This window comes from Arcicella lustrica (assembly GCF_034930985.1).
Taxonomy (GTDB): Bacteria; Bacteroidota; Bacteroidia; order Cytophagales; family Spirosomataceae; genus Arcicella; species Arcicella lustrica.
Window position 1 is genome coordinate 46,745 of the sequence record NZ_JAYGIM010000011.1, and the last position, 18,852, is coordinate 65,596.

The 18,852-nt window shown below is 37.1% G+C and carries 16 protein-coding genes; 5 read left to right on the plus strand and 11 right to left on the minus strand.

Annotated features, from left to right (window positions below):
* The first annotated feature begins 1 nt into the window (after position 1).
* The gene (locus VB798_RS14760; protein WP_323259630.1) at positions 2–1,138 is read left to right on the plus strand and encodes a DUF7005 family protein; all 1,137 of its coding nucleotides are present in this window, start codon (positions 2–4) and stop codon (positions 1,136–1,138) included.
* Between the two features lie 179 nt (positions 1,139–1,317).
* Here the strand turns inward: VB798_RS14760 and VB798_RS14765 are convergent, their stop codons facing one another.
* Positions 1,318–2,412, minus strand: a complete 1,095-nt coding sequence (locus VB798_RS14765) for a Fic family protein (RefSeq protein WP_323259631.1) — start codon at positions 2,410–2,412, stop codon at positions 1,318–1,320.
* A 404-nt stretch (positions 2,413–2,816) separates the two neighbouring features.
* On the opposite strand from VB798_RS14765, the gene VB798_RS14770 reads away from it, so the two are divergent.
* Positions 2,817–2,981 carry a hypothetical protein gene (locus VB798_RS14770; protein WP_323259632.1) on the plus strand — a complete coding sequence of 55 codons (165 nt, stop codon included), beginning with the start codon at positions 2,817–2,819 and terminating at the stop codon, positions 2,979–2,981.
* A 359-nt stretch (positions 2,982–3,340) separates the two neighbouring features.
* Here VB798_RS14770 and VB798_RS14775 read toward each other — a convergent pair whose 3' ends face one another.
* The 7 genes from VB798_RS14775 to VB798_RS14805 all read right to left on the minus strand — a co-directional run bounded on the left by VB798_RS14775 (position 3,341) and on the right by VB798_RS14805 (position 11,890).
* Positions 3,341–3,988, minus strand: coding sequence for a TetR/AcrR family transcriptional regulator (locus tag VB798_RS14775; RefSeq protein WP_323259634.1), 648 nt, complete (start codon positions 3,986–3,988; stop codon positions 3,341–3,343).
* Between the two features lie 76 nt (positions 3,989–4,064).
* On the minus strand, positions 4,065–4,643 hold the full coding sequence (locus VB798_RS14780; RefSeq protein WP_323259636.1) for an SRPBCC family protein: 579 nt from the start codon (positions 4,641–4,643) through the stop codon (positions 4,065–4,067).
* A 7-nt stretch (positions 4,644–4,650) separates the two neighbouring features.
* On the minus strand, positions 4,651–5,424 hold the full coding sequence (locus tag VB798_RS14785; protein WP_323259638.1) for an SDR family NAD(P)-dependent oxidoreductase: 774 nt from the start codon (positions 5,422–5,424) through the stop codon (positions 4,651–4,653).
* Positions 5,425–5,654: 230 nt separating this feature from the next.
* Positions 5,655–8,717: an efflux RND transporter permease subunit gene (locus VB798_RS14790; RefSeq protein WP_323259640.1), complete on the minus strand. Its 3,063-nt coding sequence runs from the start codon at positions 8,715–8,717 to the stop codon at positions 5,655–5,657.
* Entirely contained in the window at positions 8,714–9,763 is a 1,050-nt protein-coding gene (locus VB798_RS14795; protein WP_323259642.1) for an efflux RND transporter periplasmic adaptor subunit, read from the minus strand. The genes VB798_RS14790 and VB798_RS14795 overlap by 4 nt, the downstream gene beginning before the upstream one ends.
* 16 nt (positions 9,764–9,779) lie before the next feature.
* Complete coding sequence (locus VB798_RS14800) at positions 9,780–11,168, minus strand: TolC family protein (RefSeq protein ID WP_323259643.1); 1,389 nt, start codon at positions 11,166–11,168, stop codon at positions 9,780–9,782.
* 116 nt (positions 11,169–11,284) lie between these two features.
* Positions 11,285–11,890: a TetR/AcrR family transcriptional regulator gene (locus VB798_RS14805; protein WP_323259645.1), complete on the minus strand. Its 606-nt coding sequence runs from the start codon at positions 11,888–11,890 to the stop codon at positions 11,285–11,287.
* 529 nt (positions 11,891–12,419) lie between these two features.
* On the opposite strand from VB798_RS14805, the gene VB798_RS14810 reads away from it, so the two are divergent.
* Positions 12,420–12,644, plus strand: a complete 225-nt coding sequence (locus VB798_RS14810) for a DUF2798 domain-containing protein (RefSeq protein WP_323259647.1) — start codon at positions 12,420–12,422, stop codon at positions 12,642–12,644.
* Positions 12,645–12,665: 21 nt separating this feature from the next.
* Positions 12,666–13,235 (plus strand): Crp/Fnr family transcriptional regulator, encoded by a 570-nt coding sequence (locus VB798_RS14815; protein WP_323259649.1) that lies wholly within the window; start codon positions 12,666–12,668, stop codon positions 13,233–13,235.
* A 106-nt stretch (positions 13,236–13,341) separates the two neighbouring features.
* Here VB798_RS14815 and VB798_RS14820 read toward each other — a convergent pair whose 3' ends face one another.
* Positions 13,342–14,067: a LytR/AlgR family response regulator transcription factor gene (locus VB798_RS14820; RefSeq protein ID WP_323259651.1), complete on the minus strand. Its 726-nt coding sequence runs from the start codon at positions 14,065–14,067 to the stop codon at positions 13,342–13,344.
* An 11-nt stretch (positions 14,068–14,078) separates the two neighbouring features.
* Complete coding sequence (locus tag VB798_RS14825) at positions 14,079–15,143, minus strand: sensor histidine kinase (RefSeq protein ID WP_323259653.1); 1,065 nt, start codon at positions 15,141–15,143, stop codon at positions 14,079–14,081.
* A 188-nt stretch (positions 15,144–15,331) separates the two neighbouring features.
* On the opposite strand from VB798_RS14825, the gene VB798_RS14830 reads away from it, so the two are divergent.
* The gene (locus VB798_RS14830; protein ID WP_323259655.1) at positions 15,332–17,761 is read left to right on the plus strand and encodes a TonB-dependent receptor domain-containing protein; all 2,430 of its coding nucleotides are present in this window, start codon (positions 15,332–15,334) and stop codon (positions 17,759–17,761) included.
* Between the two features lie 591 nt (positions 17,762–18,352).
* Here VB798_RS14830 and VB798_RS14835 read toward each other — a convergent pair.
* Entirely contained in the window at positions 18,353–18,757 is a 405-nt protein-coding gene (locus VB798_RS14835; RefSeq protein ID WP_323259657.1) for a hypothetical protein, read from the minus strand.
* Positions 18,758–18,852: the final 95 nt, after the last annotated feature.

Genomic DNA, 18,852 nt, shown 5'->3' on the forward strand with positions numbered 1-18,852 from the left:
AATGAAAACTACTTTATCAAGTTTGGCATTAAAAGAAGAAGGTGACGGTTTATCTAAAGAACTGGAATTGTATTTTCAGAATAAGTTTTCTTCTCAAAAAGCACAACCTAACTCCTTATTGATTGACGAGCCATATATTAGTGCATGGGAAAGTTATGCGGCAGATTCTACTAGTGGAAATGCCTTTTCCATTTTGAAAATGTGTTATCCTCAATTAAATTTCCCTATAGTAGAAGGAATAAATAAAACTGAGGATTACGTTGATACGGTATTGAAAGGGAAAAATGCTACAGACAAAAGGGAGAATACACTAAATCTTATTGATCCAGATGGAATTGAAATTAATATTTTCGAAAGTATAGCGGGCAAAGTTCCAGTGATAAAAGTTCCTAACAATCAGGACTTTAAACAAATCGTTCAAAGCCTTTTATACAAGAATAACCCAATCTCTATTCCTGATTCAATGGGAGCAATACTAATTAATGGAATTAATAATTGGCATAGATTACATTCTTTGAAACAAGATTGGTTAGCAAATAATCCTTTAGAAACCTGGAATGAGGAATTTGCAAAAAATGTCTTACCAAATTCAGGGTTATTTAAAGATAGAATAATCATTTTAAGTACAAAACCTTACAGTAACGTTACTGCTAGTAGTTTAGCAATATCTGAATCTGAATGGAAGTTATATTCCTTTTCAATCAGACTTGAACATGAGTGTGCACATCTATTTACGCTAAAAAAATATGGCAGTGCGTCTAATAACCTTCACGACGAACTAATTGCAGATTATATAGGAATTACTAAGACTATTGGTTACTACAATATGGATTGGATGTTGGCATTCATGGGTTTAGAAAATTATCCAACTTATAGAAAAGGAGCAAGACTCGAAAACTATCTGGTTAGTTCAGACCTATCTTTTGAAAACTTTGAAAAACTTACTTCAATCATTAAAAATGCTATAAAAAATATTGCAGGTTTTGATGATGAATTAGGAAAGGTAGATTCAGCTAATGACCAAATAGCTAGAATCGATGCTTTGTGTAAAGTTAGTGTGTTAGAAATAGCCTCGGAAAATGGAAAACATTTACTGTTAATTAAGTACAAAGAAGCGATAAGCAAAGAATTTATTTAGCTTTATAATTATATTAAATATAAAGCATTTTGAGTCTAAACAAATGTCTGTAATGTTCTACTTATAGTTACTTATCTCCATGTTTTGATACTGGTAATAAATCTAGTGCCATCAGATTTTTAGTTTGTCCCAAATTTTCTAGTAAGGGCTGTAAATGGACTAACTCCAACATTTTGACACTAATAAACCAGTTCATAATTAGTACTTCTTCCTCCTGCATTTTCTTTCTGTAAAACCTTTTTTGACATTAAATCTTGAATATCTCTCAAAGCTGTATCCGCTGAACATTTCGCTATTTTTGCCCATTTTGAAGAAGTAAGTTTACCTTCAAAATTATCCATGAGTTTATTCAACAAAAGTTGCTGTCTTTCATTAAAAGAAGTATTTCTATGCTTTTCCCAGAATCTTGCTTTTGTCAGTACTTTTTCAAGAATTACATCGGTGTTGAGTAAAGCTTCTGTTAAACATTCTAAAAACCAATCAAGCCAAATAGTTATATCCGAAGTGCCTTTTTGTACCTTTTCTAAGGTTTCATAATAAAGATTTCGCTGTTTCTGAATTTGTGCTGACATACTAAAAAAACGTTGGGGACTGCCATCTGCTTTTGATAATTGCATATCAGTTATTGCTCTTGCAATTCTACCATTACCATCATCAAAAGGGTGAATTGTTATAAACCAAAGGTGTGCAATTCCTGCTTTTAAAACAGGGTCAATCACTTGGTCTCCATTAAACCACGAGATAAATTCTTGCATCTCTTGATTTACCTTTGAAGCTTCTGATGCTTGAAAATGGATCCTTTCTCTACCCATAGCACCCGATACCACTTGCATAATACCAGTACGCCATGTTGCTACTGTTATAGGGTACATTCCACTTCTACCAGTAGGAAAAAGTGCAGCATGCCAATTAAACAAACGTTCATCGCTGAGTGGAGATTGATTATTTTGTGTAGCATCTAACATTACTTCAACAATTCCATCTACATTTCTATTAGAAGGCACTAAACCAACAATATCCATTCCTAAATGCCTTGCTAAAGACGAGCGGACTTGCTCAGGATTAAGAAATTCACCTTCAATTTCAGTTGATTTTAGTACATCTAAAGTAAGGGTAGCCAGAAAAGCTTCTTGTTGAAGACCAAAGCCCAATTGTCCCATTTTACCCATGAGTCTGCCTTGTAGATTTCTAACCTTTCCAAGTGGGACTGAAAGAGTAGCATCGTCCCAAGTAAAGTTTGTCCAATTAGCCTGTTGATGTATGTAATTGCCCATGCAAGAATAAATTATGCGGTGAATATAGTGATTATTCTCCGCATAATATGCGGAGAATAGATTTGTTTTTCTCCGCAAGCCATTTTAAAGTATTTACAAAGCTTCCTGTGACTGCTATTTTATTTTGTCTCTTCCATTACAGTATGGTTTATACTAACCAATCGACAAATTAACCAATTCTCCTACACCTTCCAGAGCTGCTTTAAAGTAGGTACAGGATCACTAATAGTACTTAATTTATCAGCAACAATTTCAACAGGGTTAATACAGTCAGTGTTACTTATTTCTGCTTTTCTCTTTGATACTGATTATTCATAGAAGAAACTGGTAAATTTATCGGAGATAATAAAAGTTCTGCAAGAGTCAATTCACGTAAAATATGCGGTCTTAAAGGCTCGCTTTCAGTGGAAGGCACTTTCACTAAAAAATGCTCTGTATCATTAATCAATGCTTTTAAACTAGGCTTAGAATATTTGCGAGACAACAGCCGAAAATCTACAGACCTCGTACTTTTGGTTAGCGGTGATGCAGATTTGTATGTTGTTCCACAAGATGCGATTGACTTCTAACAGCAAACCAATTCAACAGATAATAGCTTTCGTTTATATAGAGGTATTGGGCATTTTTTTTGATGAATGAAGAAAAAGGTAATATTGTGACCAATGACATTGTTGAGTGGATAAAAAGATGGACTTGATTATAACCGTTTAGCCGTATTAACAAAATCATAAGGATTTAGATGGTAAATGAGAGAAGCATATAAAATTAGTACTAACGTCTCGCAGTTTTTGTATTCTTGTGTAATTTTATCCCTACGTTGATACGAAGCATGACTACTAGCCTAAGTGAAGAACCGATTGTTAGTGGATAAAGTAGCTAAGTTATATTGTTTGATTTAGAAGCCGCCACTAACTATATCAATGTAATATCAGGCTTTAATTTCCCCATTATTGTAGCCCGAAGCTATGCTAATGTATCCTATGTACTCGTTCCAGGCCTGATAAATAGGGTTTAAGTTGTGTTGCCCAGCACAACTTAAATTAGAAAATCGCTTTTTTAAATATAAAGAAGTGAGCCCATGCAGGAAACCCCAGCATTGCAATGATGTAGTAAGTGGATCAGTGTAAATGATGATTTTCTTGGCTATACATTCATTTATTATGCTTTGCATAAATTGGAAAGTTTCCTGGAAGTTACCCCAAGGTTGATTTAACTGAATGCTATTCATTGGGGAATGCAAAATGAACATCAAATCATATTTTTGGGGATTTTGTACACCAAAATCAATATAAGTCTTGCCAAGAATATTTAATCTATTGAATGCGTTTTTATGTTCATCAACAGATTGTAGGGTTGCAAGCAGATTTTCAAATGCCAATTTCTGCATATCGTAGAAAATCATATCCTTGCTTGGGTAGTAAAGGTAAACCGTAGTGGGGCTATAATCTATTTTCTCTGCAATTTTACGTATGGTTGTAAAGTCCAACCCTTTTTCTGAATACAATTCATACGCAGCATCAAGAATTATTTTTTTCATTGCTGCATGCTCTCTGAGTTTTTTTTCTGGTATGCCCACTGTTATACTGTCTTTTGAATGTAACCTTTATTCTAATGTCATAAAATGCAGTTGACATAAGTCTCATTTATATAAATTAGTGTTTTTCTGCCTGCTCTTTCAGTCTTACTAACCATTGCCCAATATTTTTGCTAACCATATTGGGTGCAAAAATCTTCTCCACTTTCGTTTTGGGACCATTTTGGGTTTCGCATGAAACAACCTTGCAGCCATCTTCGGTTGGGATAATCACCCATGCATTGTAAACGGTCATGTTTTTATTATCGGTTTCGCCTAACCAAGCGATATTATAGGGAGGCTTAAATTCCTTGATGGTTGAAGTGAATTTTCCTGCAGGATTCCAGATAAAAACACTTGATGGATTAAGCTTACCTTCAGGTGAGTTCAGCAGTTGAATACCTTCGGTTTTTTTGTGCCATTCAGGCCATTTGGCAGCATTGATGAAAATATCCCAAACCACCTGGGGGGAGGCTTTAATGTCTATTTCATTATGTATGAAAAAATCAGATTCTGCTGGTTTAAAACCTTTCGGCCAGTTGATTTTTTCGGAATAAGGCAAACTTGATTGAATCACTTTCTTGTGCGAATAACAAGAAGAAAGTAGTAGTGACATACCCGTTAAGCTAACGAGTATGAATAATTTTGTTGTTTTCATTATATATTTATTTTTGACTTGCCAAACCCTTCTTAATTTTCATCATAATACTATCAGGCACAAAATTTGGGAGTTTAGAGTTAAACCAGTTTTGAAAGCCCACTACTTTTTTGCCATTTCCTTCTAATAGATGTTTTACACCCTGCGTTGCCACTTCTTTGGGATGCATTGGTTTGGTTTTGTGAAGATTGGTAGATGCCATCTCTTGGGTTGTAAAACCAGTATCTACTGTACCTGGATATAGAGAGATAACGGTAACACCAGTGCCGTCCAATTCTGCATCAAGTGTTTCGCTAAATGCTTTTACAAAAGCTTTGGTAGCAGAATAAACAGAAAAATAAGGCATTGGTAAAAATGAAACGACCGAGCCTACATTCATGATTCGTCCAGACTTGCGGCTGACCATATCTTGTGCAAAGAGCTTGGTGAGTACCACCAGACTGGAAATATTTAACTGAATCATACTCAGTTCTTCTTCCAGTAGCGTTTCAGTAAAATTGCCATAGTTTCCTACACCAGCATTATTTACCAGATGAGTTATTATAAACTTTTCCTGCTTCACCGCTTTATGAAGGTTTATTGCAGCATTTACATCAGAGAGGTCAGCAGCATAATACTCAACTCCTATGCCATACTTATTTGTTAGTTCAGCTTGCATCTGCTGTAATTTGGATTCGGTACGGGCCACCAATATCAGGTTGAATTTTTTCGCAGCCAGTTGATTGGCCATCTCATAGCCAATACCGGATGATGCTCCGGTGAGCAATATGTATTCTTTCATATAGATTATATATTTATGTTAGTAATATTTGAGTTTTGAATGTCATTCCATTGGGTATATTTAAGATTATGCTCTATTTCAGGAAATCAGCATGCTGATATGCCGGGTTTGGGTACGAGTAAAAACCTTCCCCGTAGAAATACCGAGCTTGTTTTTATCAATGAAGTTTTCTTTCAGAAAATCCCGCAGACTCCTGCATTTCCATTCATCTGATTTTGTACCGTTTTATGTTAGTCCTTATTAATGTCATTATCAAGGCTTGGGGGGATCAATTTGTACATCACCGGGGTAACAATCCGGGATAGTATGGTTGAGCTGATTAGTCCTCCAATCAATACAATGGCAAGTGGTGCAATCTGCGGATTGGGATTCATGGCAATAGGAATCAGCCCACATATAGCAGTTATTGAAGTAAGTACAACGGGCAGGAATCTGGTTTCTCCAGCAATGCTGATCGCTTCCTCTATACTTTTACCTTCTTCCCTGAGCTGGTTGGTAAAGTCGACAAGCAGCAATGAGTTTTTGACCTGTATACCAGAGAGTCCAATGAACCCAATAATCGAAACAAGCGACATCGGATTTCCAGTCAGTAGCAGAAATACCACACCACCCAAAACACCCAATGGGATGATTGATAAAACAATGATGATCCCCTTGAAGGTTTTGAACTGTAACAACAGGACGCCAATAAACAGGAATGTGCTCAAGATAATGACCGATAGAAAATTTCCGCCAAGTGCATCACCTTCTGATTCGGCCTCACCAGACAATTTGTAATAATATCCTTTCGGCATTTTCAACTTGTTAAGCTGCGGTACAACATCTTTCAAAATATCGTTGGCCAGCAGGTTGTCCTTTGTCAGCGAAGTAACCTTTGCAAACCTCGACTTGTTGAAGTGGTTGATGGCGGTTGGTGAGGTTTCAAAACCGATGGTCGCAATCTGATCTATTTGCACAGGAACACCCTGGATATTATTGACGTAAAGGTTTTTCAGTGCATCCAGATTTGAAAACTTTTCACGCGGGATCGTAATGACCACATTTCTGGCATCGCCCCTGTCATCAATGTAATCTCCGACATTTAGTCCAGCAACGGCCATTCTAATCACCTTATCTATGTCACTGGTCATTACGCCCAATGTTCTGGCTTTTTCCTTGTCGATACTAATCTTCACATCCGACTTATAGGTATTGAGCTCGTTATTGATGAAAAAGGTGCCGGGATGCTTACGCAGTATCTCTTCCACTTTGAATGTAAGGGACCGTAGCGTGTCTTGATTGACTCCGAAAACCCGTACCACGATGTTGGCTTCAATCGGGGTGCCCTGGTCAAAATCCTTCACCTCTATTTTTGCATAAGGGAAATCGCCAAACTTGCCTCTTAATCTTTTGATTAGTTCTGTCTTAGCATCTGGGCTTGTTTCTTCTTCCAACTGCACAAAAATTTGTGCAAAATCCGGTTTGATATCCTGCTGGTGAACATTATAATAAATTTGCGGATTGCCCTTTCCCACATTAGAAGTGTAATAAATGATTTCTCCATGTTTTTTTAGCTCCGTTTCCACCAGCTTTGTAGCCCTATCGCTTTCTGTAATATTGGCTTGCAGGGGCATTTTAATGTTGATCAGAAACATCGGTTTTTCTGAGGTAGGGAAAAGTTTAAAACCTGCCAGTGGGAACAGTAAAAATGCCAGTACGCTCAATGCAAGAGATATACCAATCGTAACCTTAGGCCACTTCAAAGCCATGGGCATGATGCCACGGTAGGAATAGGTCAAAAAGCCCTGCAATTTTCGCAGAAAGTAATTACCCTCTCCGTGGTCATGGGTTTTCAGGATCTTGCTTCCAATAAAAGGTACCAGTGTAAGTGCTACGATCATCGATGCCAGTACACTGGTAATGATGGCCATCGGCAAACTTCGTATGAATTCTCCAGCCATATCAGGCAGGAAAGCCAATGGTAAAAACGCAATGACAAGCGTTGCGGTACAACCTACAACAGCTGCCCCAATCTGACTGGTTCCTTTTAAGACTGCATCTTTTCTGGAGTGCCCTTCTCTGAGCCACCTTTCAATATTTTCAACAACTACAATACTGTCATCAACAAGCAAGCCCAATGCTACAACAAGACCTACAATACTAAGCTGATTAAGCGAGTAGCCTAAAAGGTTCATCGCAATAAGGCCAAGGGCCAAAGAAAGCGGTATCGAGATCATTACAATCAACGATGGTCTGAAACCCAGCGGCAACAACGTAACTATCACAAGTAAAATGGCCAGCCCGAAATCAAAACCTAGATGCCCCAACCGCTTTGAAACCATATCTGCTTGGTCAAAGTTTTTGACCATTTTGATATTTTCAGGCAATGTTTCGTTGAATTCTTCCAATACAGGCGTGTACTCTTTTTTAACCTGACTGATGTCAACATCATTTTTCATTGCTGCGGTAACCAGAATACAGCGCTGGCCGTTAATCCGGGTAATGTGGCTGACGGTACCGTCTTTATAGCTCACCCTAGCAACATCCCTCAGGTAAACTATTTTTCCGTTGGCGTTGTAGATGACCGAATTAGCAACATCTTCTGCATTTTTAAACTTGCCGCTGGTTTTGACATTGAAAACCTTGCTGTCTACATGAATACTTCCGCCTGGAATGTCTGCCGCTTCACTTTGCAAACTGCCCACAACCAGGTTCATTGGTATTTTTAACTGCGCCAGCTTATCTAACTGCATATCAATACGTATTTCCTGCTCTGGCATCCCTGTGTATTTCACTTCCCGCAGGTTGGTGATTTTTTCCAGTTTGGTCTTTAAGATATCCGCATTGTCCCTCAATGTTTTCGATGATGCGGTGTTTGATATCAGCGCAACCTGAATAATTTTCACATCGGATGAGGCAATTTTTTCGGTCTTAATCTGGTAAATCTCCTTGGGAAGCTCGCTGTTTTTTAAGGCGTTGATTTCCGTGGAAATTTCTTGGTACTTATTATCAACATCGACACCATATTTGAACTTGATCTGGATTGCGGCTACGCCGTCTTCCACCGTGGTCAGGATCTTGTCGATGTTCTCCAGACCGTAAATTTTATTTTCTATGGGTTTTACCACTTGTTCTTCCATGTCCTTTGGACTCGTGCCAGGGTAGATTACCGTGACCAGATATTGTGGCGGATGGGTAGTGGGATCTTCTGAACGTGGCATGGTAAGCAGTGTCAACACGCCGACAACAGCAACCAGAAGGAAAATAATCAGGGTGAACTGATAATTTTTAACAGCGAAACGGGTAATTTTCATTGCTTTGAGATTACTTTAATTCTAGATTCTTCATTCAGGTAAGCACTATTAGAAATAACCACTTGGTCGGTTGCATTTAGCCCGTCTCTCAGATACACCGTTTTATTGTCGAAACTGGCAATGTCAACGGCCACTTTCTTTACTTTTCCAGAGCCATTTAAAATGAATGCATAGGCCGTGTATCCGTCCGCTTCCACCAAGGCATCATAGGGAATGCTCATCACATGCTGCGCTTTTCCGGTAGCAATCTGTGCTTTCCCAAACATGCCCACGGCAGGTTTAATGTCGGTTAGTTTCAATTTCAATTCCACTTGAAAAGATGCCGCAGCTACGTCGGCAGTTTGAGACTTCCGTTGTACGTAAGCATCAATTGGTCTGTCCGGATAGCCATCCAAGGTAACCGTTGCTTTTTGTCCGACTGAAACAGAAGCCCATTCCTTATCGGTAAGCCCAACCCTGAGCAGAAAGCTTTTGTCCTGTTTTGTCTCATTGATAATCAGAACAGGGCTACCTGGTGCAATCACCTCACCTTCCGAGGCCAGTCGCTGGGCTACAAAACCATCGGAAGCGGCATAAATCCTGGAATACTGCTCGTTGAAGGAAACTGCTTCATCCCCTTTTTTTGCTATATCAAGTAGCGTTTTGGTATTCTGCAACTGTTCTTTGGTATACACACTGTCCCTGTAAAGATTTACAGCCCGGTCATAATCGCGTTGCGCTTTTTCAACATTTAAGTTCGACTGACTCAAACCCGCCGCAATTTCTGTGGCATTTAAGACAGCCAGCAATTGCCCCTTTTTGAAAGATTGTCCTTCCTCGACTAGAATACGGCTAATCACCCCTCCAATTTTAAAGCTATACTTTGCTTCGTGTTCGGTGCTCACAAGACCTGTGGCACTGATATTTCCCGAAACGTCAAGTGAGCTTACCACTGAAACTTTCACAGGAATCGCTTCCCTCTCATCGAAATGGACTTCTTCTTTGGGTGTCTGTTTGCAGCCCAGAAAGACTACAGCTCCCAAAATTATTAATGGTATCGTTTTCATATACTATGTTTTTAAATTATTGAAAAGTAAAACTGGCATTGGCGCGTTCTATGGAAGCATGGGTAATCCAGATGTCGAATAGCGCGATATTGGCATCCAGACGGGCATTGATTAGCTGGTTTTGTGCATCCAGCAATTCAATGTAAATTGCCACACCTTCCCGGTATAATTTCAGTTCGTCGTTATAGTAGGTTTGGGCGGTTTTCAGTTGCGACTGAGCAGATTGGTATTGCGCTATCGCACTCTGCATCTCATTTTGGCGTACTTTCAGCTCCGTTAGTAATTGCTTTGCGATGTAGTCTGACTGGGCTGAAATGCTTTCCTGTTCGGCGACTGCTTTTTTGATTTTGTAATTATTCTTTCCAAAAGCAAAAAGGTCCCAGTCCAGTGATACCCCCCAGAAGTAGTAGCGGCTCTTTTTATTGAAATTCCACTCAAATGCCTGCGAACCCAGGTCTATAAACGTTCCTACCCTGGGGATGATGTAGGATTTAGCAAGCCCAGTCAGGTTGGTACTGATGTCTTTGGAAATTTTAAGTTTTTCAAGCTCTTCTCTTCCTGCTACATCGCCAGCAGATAGTAGACTAAGTTCCGGCAAGCTGGTAATGGAATCAATCTGGACACTATCGGTGAGCGTACGGTTGAGCAGAAAATTAAAATAATACCTAGCTGACTCTTTAGTTTTTCTGGCCGCTGTCAGCGATGCATTGATTTTCGTTACTTCATTGGTGCTACGGATTACCCCAGTCCGATTCACTTTCTCATTATCAAAAAGCGCCTGATTGATACGCTTACTCTCCTGAACCAGTCCAAGTGAAGACTCGTAGATCTTAACGGCGTTAATTGCTTTGGCATACTGATAGTAAGCGGTTTTAATCTCTTTTACCAATTCGCGCTTATACACAAGCACCTCTGCTTTTTGCAGACCTACCTGCTGGCCTTTGATACGCTTGTTATAAACCAGTTCAGCATTGATAAGAGGCAACGTGGTGCGGAATTTCGCATCATAAAAATTGTCGGGAAACAGCTTAATACTCTGGTTTTGCAAATTAGGAAAAGTGTTGGTACTGGTAAGCTGGTTGAGCGTGGAATACACCCCATTTAAAAGATCTCCGGTTGGGAAATCGATTGTTCGTCCGCCACTTGCCTTGGTGTAGGTAGCAGAAAATGAAACGCTGGGCAGAAACATGGTTTTGGCTTCTGCTAGGGCCAGCACGTTTCTTTCCAGCAGAAAATTCTGCTGTTTGATGCTTTGGTTTGCCCCAAGCCCTTCGATGATGTAATTATGGAGCCTGCTCTGTCCCTGAGATGGGTAGGCTAGCATAGCAAGCATTGGAAACGAAAGCGCCGCCTTCCAAGCGCCTGATTTTTTTAGCAACTTGTTCACTGTAATAATTTTAAACACTGTTTAATTAAAATTTAAAAGAAGAGGCCAATTTTTTCAGGATGAAAAACATCCTGTCGCAACTGGCCTTATAATAACGCTTACTCTTTCTGACTAAAATTTAAATATTCCTGACCTTACTTCAGTTCTATCAATGCAATAAAAGTTTCATATCCGTGCAGCATCAACTCCTCACTTGATTTTTCAAAAAAACCCGACATCCGGTCTTTACAGTACAGTGAACAAATACCGTGTACCAAAGACAGCGTCATCAATGTAAAAAACTTATTGTTCAACCCCACAAATTTTCCTTGATCCTGGCATTGCTGTATCACGCCGGACAAATGCTCAATCGCTTCCTGTGCGATCTGAAATCCTTCTCCTTGTGCTTTCCCTGTTTCACTCACTAGGAACATCAGATTATAATAATCAGTATGGTTTTGTGCAAAGCGAATGAATACTAGGCCCAGCGCTTTATAGCGTTCATAAGGGTCTGCTATGACATCCAACGCTTTCATCTGGCTTAAAAACAAGCGGAACCCCTCTTTATGAAGCTCATGAAAAATCTCGCTCTTGTCCTTAAAATAAAAATATATTGAACCTGGACTGTAACTGATTTCACTGGCAATGTTGCGGATACTGGTCTGCTCGTAGCCTTTTTCAAGGAAAATCTTACGCGCACTATTCAGTATTCGTTTGTGCATTTCTATTTTTTCCTGTTCTTTCCTTTTCGATATAGACATGTTAAACATTATTTGATGCACAAATATATTAAACACTGTTCAAAAAAAAATTTTGAGACAACTTTTTTTGAACAGTGTTTAATATATTTAATAATTATCAGCTAATAATCAAATATTATCTAAGTAAAGTACCTTTTTCTATAAATTCGTAAACTCTTGTATTATTTACCAGAACTTTGAGCCTACCAACCAACGTGTTTAAAGTCTTATCAAATAGATTAAAGATTTTACCTATCCTTGCAGAAGGCAAGAATCTTTTCGAAATAATGGCAGAACAAAAACTTTTAAGTTTTTCAACTTATTTGGAGCTATAAAATAAACTTCGAACTTCAAGCAGTATTTTTCAAATTCATCTAAATTTATCATTCTATACTATCAATGCCAAAATCAAGTAGAACGGCTTCGGTTGGGAAGAAGTGTAAACCTTAAACTTGAAAATCCCACGACCTCATTTTTTGACCTAAGTCAAAGTTTGAAAATAATAAGCGTTGCAAATTTGCACCATCATTAATCTTAAACAAGTCAAAAAATGAAAAAGAAACATTTTAAGTACATTAACACTTTGTTTGTAGTCATTCCGATGACATTGATTATGGCCTTTGTAGGACTGATACGTAATTATGGTTTTGGTGAAGAATGGTTTTTCAAATTCCTAAAAGCCTGGAGCGTAATGTTGCCTGTGGCGTATGCAGCAGCCTTCCTCATTATACCCAATGCCCGAAAACTGGCAGAAAAATTAGCCGTAAAAGAGTAATTTAGTAACCTAAAAAATTAAATGTACGAACAACTTACACATTACATCAACAGCCAAATTAAAGTCAGTGAAGACGAGTTAAAGACCGTTCTTTCCTATTTTAAACCCTTAAAATTAAAGAAAAATGAACTGCTAGTCACCCACGGACAAACCAGCCAGCGGACATTCTTCGTTAGCAAAGGTTGCTTGCGGATATTTTTCATTAATGAAGATGGGCAGGATGCCACCCGATATTTTGCTTTTGAAAACCAGTTTGCAACAGCTCTGGTAAGTTTCATTACTAGCGAACCCTCCAAAGAATTTATACAGGCTGCCGAACATTCGGAACTGCTTTTTATCACGCACAGAGATTTTTACCATCTGCTCGACATCATTCCTCAATGGGAGAAATTTTACCGCTATTACCTCGAAAAAGCCTACGTAAACAATACCAAACGGTTGATGTCTTTCCTGACACAAGATGCTACCGAAAAATACCGTCAACTACTTGATGAAAACCCAATCATCGTAAGACGATTGCCTAATAAAATGGTCGCTTCTTACCTCAATATTTCACAGGAAACGTTGAGCCGTTTAAAATCAAAAATCTGAATAATATGGGCGTACCCCTTTACGTTTTTCCCAACGCCATTACCCTAAGCCTAGCCGTGAAGATAAAATAGTATTGATACCTCTAACAACCCTCCAATACAGGCATTTATTTGCTCAGCAATTTGTTTTTTACTACCATATTGATTATTCGCTCTTTGAGATTTCTACTTACGGGTATGATATGATTTTGAATACTTATTTCATTATTTTCTATACCATCAACTTTCGGGATAGCTACCAAATAAGATTTATGAACCCGCAAAAATGTATTTGAATCAAGATATTCTTCTACTGTTTTAAGGGGTAAAAGGGTCATGTATTTACCTTTATTGGTATAAATAATGACATAGTTTTGGAGTGCTTGTACAAACAATATTTCGTCAACTAGAATTTTCTCGTATTTACTTTCGCATTTGATAAAAAGATAATCAGGCTCGCTCTTCTGAGGAGATAAATTAAGAGGTTGATTTTTAAGAGAGTATAATTCTTTGGCCTTGTTGACAGCCTTAAAAAAGCGATTGAAGGTAATTGGTTTGAGCAGATAATCTACCACATCAAACTGAAAACCTTCCAGAGCATAATTGGGGAAGGCGGTAGTCAGTATGACCATTGGGAGATTGGTCTTAATTCTCAGAAAATCGAGTCCTGTCATATGGGGCATCTGAATATCCAGAAATATAAGGTCAACAGCTTGTCTTTCAAGGATTTTATTGAGCTCAATGGGGTTTTCGGCAACACCGATAAGAGTGAGATAATCAATTACCTCAGCATATTTAGTTAGGCCTTCACTTGCCAATGGTTCATCATCTACTATGACACATCTAAGTTTCATTTACAAATGGGTTAATTTAAATTGATTGTCAAACTAACACTAAATGAATCAGTTTCTTTTTCAATTTCTAAATGATGTTTTTCTGGATAAACCAAATCTAACCTTCTTTTTACATTTTTCAGACCAATTCCTGAACTTTCAATTTTTGTTTCTGCATGATAACTGTTTTGAATACTTAATTCAAAAACCTCCGACTCTTTTACCGAACATTTAAGTTTTATGAAATTCTTTTGGGTTTTTCCTTTTGAAACGTGCTTGAAAGCATTTTCGACAAAGGGTAATAAAATGAACGGTGCAATTTTTACTCCCTGAGCCGATTCATGGTCAATTTCAAATAAAAGTTCGGTCTGATTTTCATTAATACGCAAAGACTCTAATTCGATAAAATTTTCTAAAAATAGCAAGTCTTTGCTCAATAAAATCTCTTGATCGTTACATTCATAAAGCTGATAGCGAAGCATTTCTGAAAAGTTTGCCAGCGATTCAGATGCTAAATCGGGGTTTTTGTGAATCAAAACAAAAATAGAATTGATGGTATTAAACAAAAAATGGGGATTGATTTGAGATTTCAGATACTTCAATTCGGTTTCAAGATTGTCTTTTTCAAGTGTAAGACGTTTCCTTTCTGCATTAAGCCAGTTCTTGCCCAATTTTATACTCATGGCCAACGTCATAGAGCCTACCGTAGAAGGTAAAGCAGCCGTTGAAAAAATGATAAACCATTGGTCAGGACGTTTATTGAATAATTCAAAAAAGGTCAGTTTTGATAAATAAGCATTCAAAAAATAGCCCGAAGTAATAAAACCAGAACAAATCAAAACCGTAAGAATAACTAATAAAATATAGCTGCGGTATTTGCCCACATACAAAAATTTAGGAATCAGATAATACAAATTAAAATAGGCTCCTGCTGCTTGAAAAATAATGTATCCGATAAATTTAATCGGTAATTCCCCTTTAAAAAGATACCCAATTACGCCATCAAAATTACCTACATTTATCATCATCCAAAGCAGATGATAGGCAATCCAAAATGGGATATGATGAAGTTTATATTTGAAAAACCAGTTTTGCATTTTAGTCTAAAAATGAAAATTAACCACTTTGATATAAAGTATGACTTGTGATTGACAAAGTGTATAAAATAAATGACCAAATGCAAAAACACGCAAACGCTACATTTTATCAATCTAAACAGATAGTTCGTCAATCTCAGAAATGTTCAATTTAGTCTTTTATTTTCTTTGAATCAAAAAACAAGAAAATGAAAAAGCTATTCCTTTTTTTACTGATAACCAATTATGCTTTTGGACAAATAAGTGGCAAGGTTCAGAATATCAAAAATGAACCGATTGCTTTCGCCAATGTCATTTTATATTCAGCTAAGGATTCGTCTATCGTAGCAGGCACAACTACCAATGAACTTGGCGTATTTGCTTTAAATTTCACACAAACAGGGGATTTTTTCACTAAAACAAGTTTTATAGGATATGAAAATTACGTCTCCAAAGTATTTAATATCAGCAATATATCAAAAATCATAGAATTAGAAACTATTTATCTAAAGGATGAAAACAATACACTGGAAGAAGTAACGATTTCAGCCAAAAGGGAATTAATTCAAACTACACCCATCGGCAAAATCATCAATATCCAAAGTAGTTTATTGACTAAGGGAAGCAACGCTTTGCAAGTTTTTGAAAGGTTGCCAGGGGTTATCACCGACCGAAGAAATAACCAGTTTAGCCTCAATGGTCAAAATGGAGTAACGGTTTTGTTTAATGGTAGAAAAGTACAAATGCCCATTGAGGAAATTATGGCTTTGCTTGAAAATACAGTGGCTGATAATATCGAAAAAATTGAATTGATTACCTCTCCCACTGCCCAATACGATGCCGATGGTGGAGCAGGTATTATCAATATTATTTTCAAGAGTAATGAAACATTGGGTACAAAAATCAATTTTTCAGCCACAGCAGGTTATGGTTTTAGAGAGAAAGCTGTTACCACCATCGGGGTTGCTAAAGGATATAAAAAGCTAAATCTGAACACATCGTATTCTTTCAACCATGATGTCCGTAAATCTGGGTATGAAGGAGACGGAACCGCCGGGATTTCGTTTATGTTGGGAGAAACCTTTAACACTTTTTATGGGATTACTCGTCGATACCAAAATACTCATAATCTAAATTTTGCAGCACAATATCAACCCAACCCTAAAACTACACTTGGGGTTGATTTTGTAGGAGCTTTTGATAAATCACAAAATTTGGTGAATAACGGTGGTACTTATCAGCCTAAAAATGGAGAGTATTTCGAAATCATGATGCTTTCTGATGGATTGACAACCAAACAAAATAATATTTCATCTGCCTATCTCAAACAAAATTTTTCACCAAAAACGCAATTCAATGTCGATTTGACCTACATTAATTATACCAACAATAGCCCTGCCACTATCACGTCAGAATATTTTGATAAACAGAAGCAACCCATCAAACCACAGTTTTCAATTTTTACTTTTGGAAATAGAGGTGAAAGTGTTTCAAAAATTCATGTGGGAGTTTTTAAAACTGATTTGAGTACTCAGTTTAGTGAAAAAATCAATGCCGATTTTGGCATAAAAATGAGTTATGCAAAAAACGAAAACGATAGCAAAGTAGAAAGAAAAGTAAATGATAGTTGGGAAATCGACCCACGTTCTCAAAGCCAACTCAAAAGTCAGGAACAGATAGCTGCGGCTTATTCTCAGGTCAAACTTTTACTCAATGCTAAGACTAATCTTCTTTTGGGTTTGCGTTATGAGTATTGGAAGAGGAATTTTAGCAATCAAGAAGACCCATTTGAGATTTCAAAATTCTTTCCATCAATACTTTATACTTATGCCATTAATCAAAATACGTCGATAAATTTCAATTACAGTCGCAGAATTAGTCGCCCCGCTTATACCGATTTGATTTCTAATTTGTTTTATACCGACCCTACTTTTGTTTTCTCGGGAAATCCACTTCTCAAACCAACTCTTTCTGATATGCTCAAAGTTGAGTATTCAAGAAATGGGTTAAGTGTTGGCATTTCGGCTCAATATGATTTGAATCCGATTTTGAGGTATCAGATTACATCAAATGCCACCGAAGATATGGGAATTTCTTCACCTCAAAATCTTGATTATATGAAAAGTCTGAATTTGTTTATTACCTATCCATTGCAGATAACCAAATGGTGGAAATTTACATTGAATAGCCTCACTTCTCTCAGAGATTATAAGGTTTCTTACAGTCAATTTCCTACCGAAAAGCGTTATTTATTTCAAAATCTGAATATTTCACAACAAATCAATTTACCTAAAAACTTCGAAATTGAGCTTTCAGGATGGTATAATTTCCCCTATTTTGAAGGCCCCAATAAAATCAAAGCTTTCGGCGTAGCTAATGTAGGAATTGGTAAAAAACTCAAAAACGACAATGGGACTTTCCTACTTACTTTGCCCGATGTTTTTCGTTCGTTTAGTGTTTATTCCCACAACGGAGGCATGACACCTATTGCCTTTGACATCAACACGATTTCTAATTGGCGTGATGAAACCGTTTTTTATCGGGTCATCAAATTAACCTATTCCAGGAGTTTTGGAGGAAATATAAAAAGAACTACCAACAGTTTTGGCGATGAAGAGAAAAGCAGAGTAGGGAACTGAAATTCTCCACTTCTTATTGACCTGTTTCGTCATCAATCTTGTAATCAAATTAGATTTGTATTGTTGAGGCTTTTCTTCGTTTATGATTAATAGAAAAAAACATTCTATTTCTTTCAAAATATGGTTTCATTATCTGTAAAAAGATTTCATTACTTAATTTGTAAAGGACTGTATTCATCCCATTTCTTACCCAAAGAATTGATAGTCAGAGGCTATATACCTATGGGTATTAAGCATTATCTTTATCTCCTCCGTTGCATTACACTTTATTCTAACTAACCTATTGACAAATTAACCAATTCTCCCACATCTTCCAGAGCGGCTTTAAAAGTAGGGACTGAATCACTATTTGCATAAGACATAGCGTTTACAACGCTTTCATATTTTTTAATATATTCTACATCTGAGGAAATAATATTTAACACGTTAGAAAGCTTTTCTTTTGCTGATAAGTTTTTTATAACCTCAGAACGATTTTTATCTCGTTCCGTTGCAAATATTCCATTGCAAATAGTACTATTTCTGGAAATTTAGGCTTATCTATCGCTAAATCGTGAATATGCCTTACAATATCAGGGCTATCCCCCTCAACTACCCCATTACTCTTTCTGCAATACGCCAAGTAATAGCACTTAATTTATCTGCAGCATTTTCAACAGGATTAATACAGCCAATGTTACTTATTTCTACTTGTCTCTTCGCTACTTGATTAATCATAGAAGAAACTGGTAGATTTACCGGAGACAATAAAAGTTCTGCAACAGTCAATCCAAGTAAAATATGCGGTCTTAAAGCCTCTGCACAACTGAAAAATGTAGGGTAATTTATCTCAACGGCTACAAATTTATTACCATTATTAACGGTGATTTGCTCATCAATAATTTCGAAATCATTTCTTAGTTTTTGAATAACATCTTTCTTAAAAGTTGATAATATTTTACTTTGTTTAGTTTTACTAAATTGCGCTAAACTTGGTGCTAGGTACTTTAAAATCAATATCTTCTGAAAAGGTTTAATCTTTCAGTAAAGATGTCTCTGCTTAAGAAATAAATAGTCCTATTTCATTGTTTTTAGCCAAAATTATCAAGTAT

What these genes read in the sequence shown, in the direction of transcription:
- VB798_RS14830 (WP_323259655.1), top strand. Translation starts at nt 15,332, where the DNA reads ATGAAAAAGCTATTCCTTTTTTTACTGATAACCAATTATGCTTTTGGA.
- VB798_RS14760 (WP_323259630.1), top strand. Translation starts at nt 2, where the DNA reads ATGAAAACTACTTTATCAAGTTTGGCATTAAAAGAAGAAGGTGACGGT.
- VB798_RS14815 (WP_323259649.1), top strand. Translation starts at nt 12,666, where the DNA reads ATGTACGAACAACTTACACATTACATCAACAGCCAAATTAAAGTCAGT.
- VB798_RS14780 (WP_323259636.1), bottom strand. Translation starts at nt 4,643, where the DNA reads ATGAAAACAACAAAATTATTCATACTCGTTAGCTTAACGGGTATGTCA.
- VB798_RS14805 (WP_323259645.1), bottom strand. Translation starts at nt 11,890, where the DNA reads ATGTCTATATCGAAAAGGAAAGAACAGGAAAAAATAGAAATGCACAAA.
- VB798_RS14820 (WP_323259651.1), bottom strand. Translation starts at nt 14,067, where the DNA reads ATGAAACTTAGATGTGTCATAGTAGATGATGAACCATTGGCAAGTGAA.
- VB798_RS14795 (WP_323259642.1), bottom strand. Translation starts at nt 9,763, where the DNA reads ATGAAAACGATACCATTAATAATTTTGGGAGCTGTAGTCTTTCTGGGC.
- VB798_RS14765 (WP_323259631.1), bottom strand. Translation starts at nt 2,412, where the DNA reads ATGGGCAATTACATACATCAACAGGCTAATTGGACAAACTTTACTTGG.
- VB798_RS14785 (WP_323259638.1), bottom strand. Translation starts at nt 5,424, where the DNA reads ATGAAAGAATACATATTGCTCACCGGAGCATCATCCGGTATTGGCTAT.
- VB798_RS14810 (WP_323259647.1), top strand. Translation starts at nt 12,420, where the DNA reads ATGAAAAAGAAACATTTTAAGTACATTAACACTTTGTTTGTAGTCATT.
- VB798_RS14825 (WP_323259653.1), bottom strand. Translation starts at nt 15,143, where the DNA reads ATGCAAAACTGGTTTTTCAAATATAAACTTCATCATATCCCATTTTGG.
- VB798_RS14790 (WP_323259640.1), bottom strand. Translation starts at nt 8,717, where the DNA reads ATGAAAATTACCCGTTTCGCTGTTAAAAATTATCAGTTCACCCTGATT.